Origin of the sequence: Sphingobium sp. UBA5915 (genome assembly GCF_002431195.1) — a bacterium.
Taxonomy (GTDB): domain Bacteria; phylum Pseudomonadota; class Alphaproteobacteria; order Sphingomonadales; family Sphingomonadaceae; genus Sphingobium; species Sphingobium soli.
The window spans coordinates 193,382-203,353 of the sequence record NZ_DJDV01000075.1; the positions used below are offsets into that span (position 1 = coordinate 193,382).

Here is a 9,972-nt window from a genome sequence, read left to right on the forward strand (position 1 = left end):
TTGTGGCAGAGCGCGCCCCTGGGTCAAGCGGCCGATCAGGCCGTGATGCGGCGGGCGGGATCGACGGTGCCGTCGCTGCGCACGCCCGCGCGGGCAAGGTCGCCACGCATATGGCCGGTAAGGAAGCGCACCCACATCAGGAAATCGGCGCGTAGCGACCAGAGCGGATAGCGAAAGGTCGCAGGGCGGTTGCGTTCGACGAGGCCATGGCCTGCCCAGGCAAAGCCATAGCCCGCAACCGGCAATGCCAGCGCCAGCCACCAGCCCCCGATGAGCGGCGCGCTGGCCACCATGGCGACGACCAGGCTGGTGCCCGCATAATGGAGCGCGCGCGTGCCCGGACGCGCATGCTCCTGAAGATAATAGGGCCAGAAATCGCGAAAATGACGCATCACTCTCCCCCGAATTTTATCCGTTCCCCTGTAACGCGCGGGGGCGCGCGCGATTAAGTCTTTTGCGCCGGTCCGTACGCCCTTTCCGGGGCATAGAGAAAATAGTCATAGGCCGCGCGCGCGGCTTCGGCGATGATGCGGTCGCGCGACTTGTGCCCCTTGCTGTCCTTCATGACGAAGGCGACGACGGCGAAGCGGCGGCCATCGGGTAGGCGCACGACGCCGACATCATTGCCGGTGCCGTTGAGCGAGCCGGTCTTGTGCGCGACGGCGGTGCCGGGCGGCAGCATGCCGATGATCCGCCCCTTGCCGGTTTCGCAATGCGCCATGATGGTGAAGAGCCGCTGGGTGCTGTCGGCCGACAGCGCCTTGCCCGATTCATAGGCGGTGAGCAGGTCGAGCATCGCCCGCGGGGTGGAGGTATCCTCAATTTCCGTCGCGAAAGCGAGATTGGGAAGGTCGCGCAGGTCGCGGGTGACAAGCATGGGATCGGCGCGGCGGGCGGCGTCGGCATTCTGGCGGAAACGGCCCGACAGTGGATGGATGCCCATGGCGCGATAGAGAAGATGCGCGGTATCGCTGTCGACACGCAACCCGTCGACGCCAAGCCCCTTGACGAAATGCGTGATCGCGGCCGGCCCGCCGGCGCGCGCGACAAGCACGTCGGTGGCGTTGTTGTCGCTTTTTTGCAGCATCAGTTCGAGCAGCCGCTGGACCGACAGTGACGCGCCGGGGCGGGAAAACATCCACGCGATACCGCCCTCGCTCGCCAGCGCGGGGTCCAGCGCCAGTTGATCGTCCAGCCGCACATCGCCCGCGTCGATCAGCGCGAAGATGCGGCCGGCGACCGCCACCTTGTAGGCGCTGGCCATGGGAAAGAGCGTGTCGCCGTTGATCGCCTGCGTCTCACCGGTCTGAAGATCGCGTACGGCAATGCCGACCGTGCCGTCCGACAGGGTGGCGAAGCGTTCGAATTCACCCAGCAGCTTGGCCTGCGCCGACTGTTCGACCAGCGGGCGCGGCGGCGGGCCAAAAGCGTCGGCGCTGGGCAAAGGCGCGAAGAAGAGGCCAAGGCCGGCGAGCGCTGCGCCGCAGCGGGCAAGATGGGCGCGCGAAACCTGCGCGCGGACGGCGGTGAGGCCGGAGAGCGAAAAGCGGGAGGCGGAGGGCATGCCCTGTCCTTGCGCAAGCCGGCGCGCATGGCAAGCCCCTGCACAGCCTCCAGCGGTTGACGCGCCGCAATTGGCCGACCATCACCCCACGACATGAGCACCCCTCTCCTGCTGCCCGGCGCCTGGGCCACCGCCCTGTCCGGCCGGATCGACGACACCGACCTGACCGCAATCGCGCAATTTGTGGATGGCGAAATGGCGGCGGGAAAGCGCGTCTTTCCAGCGCAGGACGATATCTTTCGCGCCCTTACCCTTACCCCGCCGGAGGCCGTCAAGGTCGTGATATTGGGCCAGGACCCCTATCATGGCGAGGGACAGGCGCATGGATTGTCCTTTTCCGTGCAGCCGGGCGTGCGCACGCCGCCGTCGCTGCGCAACATCTACAAGGAGTTGCACGCGGACCTGGGGATCGCACCGGCCGGTCACGGGCATCTGGACCATTGGGCGCGGCAGGGCGTACTCCTGCTCAACAGCGTGCTGACGGTGGAGATGGGCAAGGCCGCGTCGCACCAGGGCAAGGGCTGGGAAAAGCTGACCGACGCGATCGTGGCGCAGGTGGCGGAGCGGGTGGTTCCGAGCGTGTTCCTGCTGTGGGGCGCCCATGCGCAGCGCAAGGCTGGCGCGATCGACGAAGCGCGCCATCTGGTGATCCGGTCCGCCCACCCTTCCCCTTTGTCGGCGCACGGAGGCTTTCTGGGATCGCGGCCCTTTTCGCAGGCCAACGCCTTTCTGGAGGCGCAGGGGCGTGGCGGAATCGACTGGGCGCTGCCGCCAATAGAAACGGACATGCCCCGATTACTGTGACGCCGGGCCGGCGGGAGCGAACGGCGAACCGGCAGGGCGACAGGAGCGAAGTTCACAATGTCGTGGGGCTTTTTCGGCCCGAAGCGACCACTACGCGCCTGCGAAGCGACCACGAAGCGACACCCAAGCGACAGGGCTAAAAGCGCCGAGGGCCTGTGCGATTGGCCGATATCGGGCGGATTGGTGCTGATGCCGGGGATGGCCGCGACTTCCCTATCGAAGGCGCGAGCCGGAGATGGATCCCCGCCTGCGCGGGGATGACGGGATGAGACGCGTCGGTTCACCGCAAAGGATAGATCAGACGAAATCCTATATTGGAAGGCTTTTTATCGGCGCGGCGACGTGACCAGTGCGCGGGAAGCGAGAATGTGGCAGGTAACAGCGCCCGTTCCTTATCATCGTCCTCGCGAGGGCGGATAGCCGCCTCTCCTGCGCCGCATTTGCGCTAACGTTCGCAGATAGGTTTTCGCTTTGTCCTGCCGCCGTTCTTAAGGTGGTGGAAATGACGGAAAGGGTGGATTGCGGACTGTCGCCTTTCGGGTGGTCAGGTGAGAAGAGCAGGCACGCCTAGCCCTTTGGACGAAGCCACTTGGTCACGTCAGGCTCCATCCAGCCCAAGTCCTCGCGCAGATCGAACGCGTAGCATTGGTTCCGCAACGTCTCGATCGCCAAGCCAAGGCCCATTCGATAGCCGTCGTCGAATTCGGTATTCCCGGTGATATCCACCAGACGCTGCTGAAGGTCGATCACGGTATCCCGTAACATTAGGGCATGGGGCGAGGGTTCGTCTCTCATAGCCTATCATCGCAGGTAGGCCGTGCACTGACAACAGAGCGCGGCAGAAATGTCAGCTATCGAGATCAGCGAACCAACTCAGCTAGGTTGGACGTTGGTCGCCTACAGACCACCCCCTTCATTCCGAATGCCAATGTATGAATGTCAAACCTGATAAGAAAATACAGAATGATAATATCGCAATGCCCCACCATTCCAGAGTTTCAGGGACGAAGTGAAATGACAGCGCCATCAGGGGAGCCTCAATCAAAAGAAGGCAGGCAATCGTCAACCACGCCGATGGATTGAGAGGTAAGTAGTTATATCCGAGCCAGCGCCGGAAGCGGGGTTTGTCCATCGGCGTATAATAGCAACACATCCAATGTCTGCAATCGCGGCGCTGCTTAGAGCAATTGAATGGCAAAAAATGGTCGAAACGCGAACGTCACGTTCACTCCGATCAGGTAACGCATTAGACTGCGGCATTCGCACAAAGATGAAGCGTGGCGGGCAAGGGACGTTCCACTGGCGACGGGGGAAAAGCCTCCATCGGCCTTTGGCCGGCCATCTTCCCTTCCGGGGGCGGAAGCCGTGATGGTGGCGGTATCGGATGGCTGAAAAAAACGGCCCGGCATGGTGGCCGGGCCGTCCAGTGCTTCCACCCACGCGCGCGGAGGGAGTATATGTGTCTCCGCGCGATGGCTGTTGTCGCGGGCCAGCGGCCGCGAATGCGGGGGGCCTGTCGATCGGCGCATCCACCGTCCCGCCATGCCATCGGGAACAGACAGGGCGAAACGGTGGACGCCGGCGCGGCTTGTCCGCGCCGGGGATGGATCAGGCCGCGAACTGGTTCATCGTATTGTGCGCGCCGCCCGCCTTGAGCGCCGCTTCGCCGGCGAAATAATCCTTGTGATCGTCGCCAATGTCGGAGCCGGCCATATTCTGGTGCTTGACGCAGGCGATGCCCTGCCGGATTTCCTCGCGCTGGACCTGCTTGACATAGCCCAGCATGCCTTCCTCCCCGAAATAACGCCGGGCCAGATTATCGGTGCTGAGCGCGGCTGTGTGATAGGTTGGCAGGGTGATGAGGTGATGGAAGATGCCCGCTTCGCGCGCGGCATCCCGCTGAAAGGTGCGAATACGCTCGTCCGCTTCGCGGCCAAGGTCCGTGTCGTCATAGTCGATGCTCATCAGGCGCGCGCGATCATAGGCGCCCACGTCGCGCCCATCCTGCTCCCAGGCATCATAGACCTGCTGGCGGAAGTTGAGCGTCCAGTTGAAGCTGGGCGAGTTGTTGTAGACCAGCTTGGCGTTGGGGATGACCTCCCTTATGCGGCTGACCATGCCGCCAATCTGGCCGATATGCGGCTTTTCGGTTTCGATCCACAGCAGGTCCGCGCCATTTTGCAGGGCAGTGATGCAGTCGAGCACGCAGCGGTCCTCGCCCGTGCCGGGGCGGAACTGGTAGAGGTTGCTGGGCAGGCGCTTGGGCCGCAGCAGCTGGCCGTCGCGGGTGATGAGCACGTCACCATGGCCGATGGTGGAGGCATCGACCGGTTCGCAGTCGAGGAAGCTGTTATACTGATCCGCAATGTCGCCGGCTTCGCGGACATAGGCGATCTGCTTGGTGAGGCCTGCGCCCAGACTGTCGGTGCGCGCGACGATGACGCCGTCATCGACGCCCAGTTCCAGGAAGGCGTAGCGGACTGCGCGAATCTTCGCGAGGAAATCTTCATGCGGAACGGTGACCTTGCCGTCCTGATGCCCGCACTGCTTTTCGTCCGAAACCTGATTTTCGATCTGGATGCAGCAGGCGCCCGCTTCGATGAATTTCTTCGCCAGCAGATAGGTCGCCTCTGCATTGCCGAAACCCGCGTCAATATCGGCGATGATGGGGACGACGTGGGTTTCATAGGCGTCGATGTCATGGCTGATCTTGGCCGCGCGGACTTCATCGCCAGCTTCGCGCGCGGCGTCGAGATCGCGGAACATCATGCCCAGCTCGCGCGCATCGGCTTGCTTGAGGAAGGTGTAGAGTTCCTCGATCAGCGCGGGGACGCTGGTTTTTTCGTGCATGGACTGGTCGGGCAGCGGGCCGAATTCGGACCGCAGCGCGGCGACCATCCAGCCCGACAGGTAGAGGTAGCGGCCCTTGGTGCTGCCGAAATGCTTCTTGATGGAGATCATCTTCTGTTGGCCGATGAAGCCGTGCCAGCAGCCCAGCGACTGGGTGTAGGCGGCCGGGTCCGCATCATAGGCGGCCATGTCGCGCCGCATGATCCCTGCCGTGTAGCGGGCGATGTCGAGCCCGGTGTTGAACCGGTTTTGCAGTCGCATGCGCGCGACGGATTCGGGGGCGATGCCATCCCACCCCGCCTGGTCGCTGATCAGGCCGTCCGCTTTCGCAATCTCGCTTTGATAGGTCATGTCCGCATCCCTCTGTCTGAACGATATGGACGACGACTTAGACAGGTGCGCGAGGGTAAGGGATGGGGCATGGCGTTCAGTTGTCGATCTTTACAGATTTTCGATGTAAAGTTGTAAGGTCTGTTATGAGGAGGCCTTATGGCGAAGGACAGGCCCGTCTATATGGGGCCAAGATTGCGGCGGTTGCGCCGTGAACTGGGGCTGACCCAGGCGGACATGGCGGCGGATCTGGAGATCAGCGCATCCTATGTCGCGTTGCTGGAGCGCAACCAGCGGCCATTGACCGCCGACATGCTGCTGCGGCTGGCGCGCACCTACAAGCTGGACATGGCGGAAGTGGCGGGCGACGGTGGCGCGGAACAGACGGCGCGGCTGGGCGCGGTGCTGAAAGACCCGATGTTCGCGGACATCGACCTGCCGCCGCTCGCCAGCGAGGATGTGGCGGTCAATTATCCCGGCGTTACCGAGGCCCTGCTGCGGCTCTACACCGCCTATCGCGAGGAGCATCTGGCGCTGGCCGACCGCAGCGTGGGGCGGGCGGATGCGGCCGAGGCGCCCGACCCGGTGGCGGAATCGCGCCGGTTTCTGGCGGCGCGGCGCAACAGCTTCCCGCTGCTGGACGATGCCGCCGAGCGGCTGGCGAGCGAGGCGGAGGCGGAAGGCGGTCTGGCGGCCTGGCTGAAGGCCCGGCATGGTTTGCGCGTGCGGCGGCTGCCGTCGGACGTGATGGCGGGATCGGTCCGGCGGCTGGACCGGCATCGCGACGCGGTGCTGCTGGACGATGCGCTGGACGGGGCGAGCGCGCAGTTCCAGCTGGCCTTGCAGATCGCCTATCTGGAGATGCGCAAGAGTTTCGACGCATTGTTGAAGGACGGCCAGTTCAGCGGGGACAGCGGGCGGCGGCTGGCGCGGCGGGCGCTGGCGAGCTACGGCGCGGCGGCAATATTGATGCCCTATGGCGCTTTCGCCAAGGCGGCGGAGGCGCGCGCCTATGATGTCGAGGCGCTCGGCCGCCAGTTCGGCACCAGTTTCGAGCAGACCGCGCATCGGCTCACGACATTGCAGAAGCCGGGGCAGGAGCGCGTGCCCTTCTTCTTCCTGCGGGTCGATCCAGCGGGCAATGTCAGCAAAAGGCTGGACGGGGCGGGGTTCCCCTTCGCGCGGCATGGTGGGTCCTGCCCGCTCTGGTCGGTCCATCGCGCCTTCGAGCGGCCGCGCGAGGTGATCACCCAATGGCTGGAACTGCCCGACGGGCAGCGCTTCTTTTCGATCGCACGGACGGTCACGGCGGGCGGGGGCGGCTGGGGTGCGCCCAAGGCCGAACGTGCGATCGCGCTGGCCTGCGCGGCCGAGCATGCGCATCGGCTGGTTTATGTGCGGGACATGGGAAGCAGCGATCCCACGCCGATCGGCGTCACCTGCCGCCTGTGCCACCGCACCCAATGCATGGCGCGATCCGCCCCGCCGATTGGGCGCGAGATGATGCCTGACGATTATCGCCGCACCCGCGCGCCATTTGGGTTTGGTGAGGGGTGAGGTTCTACGCGCTCAGTCGGCTGGCTGGCGGTAGAGGGGGAGGCCGAGGCCGCGGGCGATCGCCATGGCGCGCAGGGCGAAGCCCAGCGTCGCGGCGATGAGGCCGGCGACCGGCACGTCGAGGCCGATCCAGCGCAAGGCCACGAACAGGCCCGAAGCGAAAGCGGCGGCGGTGACGTAGAGTTCGGGACGCAGCAGGATAGACGGCTCGCCCGCCAGCAGGTCGCGCATGATGCCGCCGACGCAGCCAGTGACGACGCCCATCATGCCCGCGACGAAGGGTGGAACGCCGAAGCTCAACGCCTTGGCCGCGCCGAACACGGCAAAGGCGGCGAGGCCGATGGCGTCAAGCCAGTCAAGCGCGCGGTCGCTCCACCAGCGGCGCGGCGTGAACCAGACGATGACGGCCGCGCTCATGCAGGCCATGGCCGGCACCGCGTCCACGACCCAGAAGACGGGCGCACCGATCAGCAGGTCGCGCACAGTGCCGCCCCCTACCCCCGTCACCAGTGCGAAGAAGGCGAAGGTGACGAGCGTCTGTTGCAGCCGCGCGGCGGCCAACGCGCCGGACGCGCCGAAGACGAAGGTGCCGACGATGCTGAGCGTTTCGAGCACCGGGCCGATGGACGTGGCGAGCGAGGGGGTTGGCGGGAGCATGGCGCTTTCAACTATGTTCGTTCGGGCTGATGGCTTGGCTGGTGCCAGTTTCAAAGAGAGGCAGGGCTTCGACCTCGATCAGCCCGAACGGGATGGCGTCTATCGTCCGCCCTTTTCGCTGGCGAGCCGGCTCATCAGGATGGCGGCGCGCTTGGCCTGGCGTTTCATGCTGGCAAGGTCGACGCGTTCGGCCGGGCTGTGATCGCCGGTCGAGGCAGGGCCAAGGCCGACAAGCCCGTCCACATCCTGCGCGACGAAGGCGATATCGCCCGCGCCGCGTTTCAGCGGATCGAGCGCGGGCATGTCGGCGAGGCCAAGGTCGCGATTGACGAGGTTCAGCCGGTCGAGCAGCGCGCGGTTGCCCGGCGTCGGCGCCATGGAGGGATAGCCAAGGTCAAAGGCGATGGTGGCCGACGTCCCGGGCAGATGATCCTGCCCGACAATCTGCTGCATCCTGGCCTGCACGCGTTTCGTCTGCTCTTCGCTCAAGGTGCGGAAATCCCCCTTGGCGACGGCGATGGGCGGGATGATGTTAGTCTTGCCGGTGACGGCGATGCGCACCCCGTCCTTGTCGACCTCCGCGCTCTGGCCGCCGCCGATCAGGCCGACATTGAAGGTCAGATTGGGTTCGGGCAAATCCTGGCGAAAGCGGGTGATGATGCGGGCGAGTTCGTAGATCGCGCCGTCGCCCGCTTTGGCCGAGAAGATGCCCGAGCTATGCCCCGATTTGCCGGTGGCGGTCAGCGTCCAGCTATTCGATGAGCGGCGGGCGATGGCGCCCATATCCTTGCCATCCTCCTGCGAGAGGCCTTCGAAATCGAGCGCGACATCGGCGCGCTTGCCCGCCGCGATGAGGTCGGCGCGGGCGACCGAGAGAGGTTCGCCCGAATCCTCCTCGTCGCCGGTGAGCACCACCTCTATATTCGCGTTTTTGAGCGTCCCTGCGGCTTGCATCGCCTGGAGCGCGAGCAGCATGGTGGCGACCCCGCCCTTATTGTCGGCCGCGCCGGGGCCAGTGGCGAAATCGCCATCGCGCGTGAAGCGCTGAAACGGCGAATCGGGTTCGAACACGGTGTCGAGATGGCCGATCAACAGCATTTTCGTCGTGCCCGGCCGCCCCTTGTGCGTGGCGATGAAGTGCCCGGCGCGCTTGGCCGCATCCATGGGCTTCCATGCGACGGTGAAGCCCAGCGCTTCAAATTGCGGGCGGAGCATGTCGGCCACGGCCTTCACGCCCGCCATGTTCATCGATCCGCTATTCTGGTTCACCAGCTTTTCGAGCAAGGCGACGGTCGGCTCATAGCCCGCTTCGACACTCTCCCCCATCCTGCGTTCGGCGGGGCTGAGCGCGGCATGGGCGATCGGCGCGCCGCCCAGCAGCAAGGCGGCGCAGACGAGCGTGCGAATCATTTCGCCAGTTCCGCCTCGATCGCGGCGACCAGGGCGGGATCATCGGGATTGGTGGTCGGCGCGAAGCGCGCGGCGACGCTGCCATCCTTTGCGATCAGGAATTTCTCGAAATTCCAGAGGACCTCAGGCGCGTCGCCGGGCGTGATGCCATAGCCGACCAGCTTTTCACGAAACGCGTCCCCTTCCCCCTGGGCGGCCGGCTGCGCGCTGGTGAGCGCGGCATAGAGTGGGTGCTTGTCCGGGCCGGTGACGACGATCTTTTCGAACATCGGAAAATCGACGCCGAAATTGGTGGTGCAGAAGGTCACGATCTCGTCATTGCTGCCCGGTTCCTGGGCGCCGAAATCATTGGCCGGGAAGCCGGTGACGACCAGCCCCTTGTCCTTGTAATCGCGATAGAGTTTCTCCAGCCCCTCATATTGCGGGGTGAGGCCGCATTTGGAGGCGACGTTGACGACCAGCACCACCTTGCCCGCATAGTCGGCGAGGCTGGCGTCATCGCCCTTGATGGTCTTGAGCGGAATTTGCTGGATATCGGCCATGTCGTGTCTCCCTGAAAAATCGCGATGGGCGCGACCTTGGCATCAAATGGCCGCGCCGAACAGATGCCCCGCACCCGCGGTGACCGCCATGGCGAGCGCGCCCCACAGAAGCGTACGCAGCACCGAGCGCGGCGGACTGGCCCCGCCCAGCCGCGCGCCGACGAAGCCGAGCAGCGCCAGGCAAGCGAGGCAGATGGCGACGATGGCGGGAATCGCGGTGGCGGCGGGCGTCAGGGCGGCGGCGACCACCGGCGGGGT

General features: G+C 65.2%; 10 protein-coding genes. 2 read left to right on the forward strand and 8 right to left on the reverse strand.

Annotated elements, in window-relative coordinates; genetic code table 11:
• Positions 1 to 35 precede the first annotated feature (35 nt).
• Together B2V90_RS13085 and bla are read right to left on the reverse strand one after the other, a co-directional pair.
• Entirely contained in the window at positions 36 to 392 is a 357-nt protein-coding gene (locus B2V90_RS13085; RefSeq protein ID WP_228220651.1) for a DUF962 domain-containing protein, read from the reverse strand.
• A 53-nt stretch (positions 393 to 445) separates the two neighbouring features.
• A complete protein-coding gene (gene bla / locus B2V90_RS13090) occupies positions 446 to 1,564 on the reverse strand; it encodes a class A beta-lactamase (RefSeq protein WP_228220650.1) in 1,119 nt (372 codons plus the stop codon).
• 93 nt (positions 1,565 to 1,657) lie between these two features.
• Here bla and ung point away from each other — a divergent pair, with 93 nt between their 5' ends.
• The gene (ung, locus tag B2V90_RS13095) at positions 1,658 to 2,368 is read left to right on the forward strand and encodes a uracil-DNA glycosylase (protein WP_228220649.1); all 711 of its coding nucleotides are present in this window, start codon (positions 1,658 to 1,660) and stop codon (positions 2,366 to 2,368) included.
• Positions 2,369 to 2,935: 567 nt separating this feature from the next.
• Here ung and B2V90_RS13100 read toward each other — a convergent pair.
• A complete protein-coding gene (locus B2V90_RS13100) occupies positions 2,936 to 3,163 on the reverse strand; it encodes a hypothetical protein (protein WP_293921609.1) in 228 nt (75 codons plus the stop codon).
• Positions 3,164 to 3,976: 813 nt separating this feature from the next.
• Positions 3,977 to 5,569, reverse strand: a complete 1,593-nt coding sequence (locus tag B2V90_RS13105) for an isocitrate lyase (protein ID WP_228220647.1) — start codon at positions 5,567 to 5,569, stop codon at positions 3,977 to 3,979.
• A 138-nt stretch (positions 5,570 to 5,707) separates the two neighbouring features.
• On the opposite strand from B2V90_RS13105, the gene B2V90_RS13110 reads away from it, so the two are divergent.
• Positions 5,708 to 7,105, forward strand: a complete 1,398-nt coding sequence (locus B2V90_RS13110; RefSeq protein ID WP_228220646.1) for a helix-turn-helix domain-containing protein — start codon at positions 5,708 to 5,710, stop codon at positions 7,103 to 7,105.
• 12 nt (positions 7,106 to 7,117) lie between these two features.
• On the opposite strand, the gene B2V90_RS13115 is transcribed toward B2V90_RS13110, so the two are convergent.
• The 4 genes from B2V90_RS13115 to B2V90_RS13130 form a co-directional block, all read right to left on the reverse strand.
• Positions 7,118 to 7,762, reverse strand: coding sequence for a trimeric intracellular cation channel family protein (locus B2V90_RS13115; protein WP_228220645.1), 645 nt, complete (start codon positions 7,760 to 7,762; stop codon positions 7,118 to 7,120).
• A gap of 99 nt (positions 7,763 to 7,861) precedes the next feature.
• Complete coding sequence (locus B2V90_RS13120; RefSeq protein ID WP_228220644.1) at positions 7,862 to 9,172, reverse strand: M20/M25/M40 family metallo-hydrolase; 1,311 nt, start codon at positions 9,170 to 9,172, stop codon at positions 7,862 to 7,864.
• Positions 9,169 to 9,714, reverse strand: coding sequence for a glutathione peroxidase (locus tag B2V90_RS13125; protein ID WP_009822563.1), 546 nt, complete (start codon positions 9,712 to 9,714; stop codon positions 9,169 to 9,171). Before B2V90_RS13125 ends, B2V90_RS13120 begins: the two co-directional genes overlap by 4 nt.
• Before the next feature lie 42 nt (positions 9,715 to 9,756).
• A partial coding sequence (locus B2V90_RS13130) for a VIT1/CCC1 transporter family protein (RefSeq protein ID WP_293921614.1) occupies positions 9,757 to 9,972 on the reverse strand: 216 nt, incomplete at its 5' end.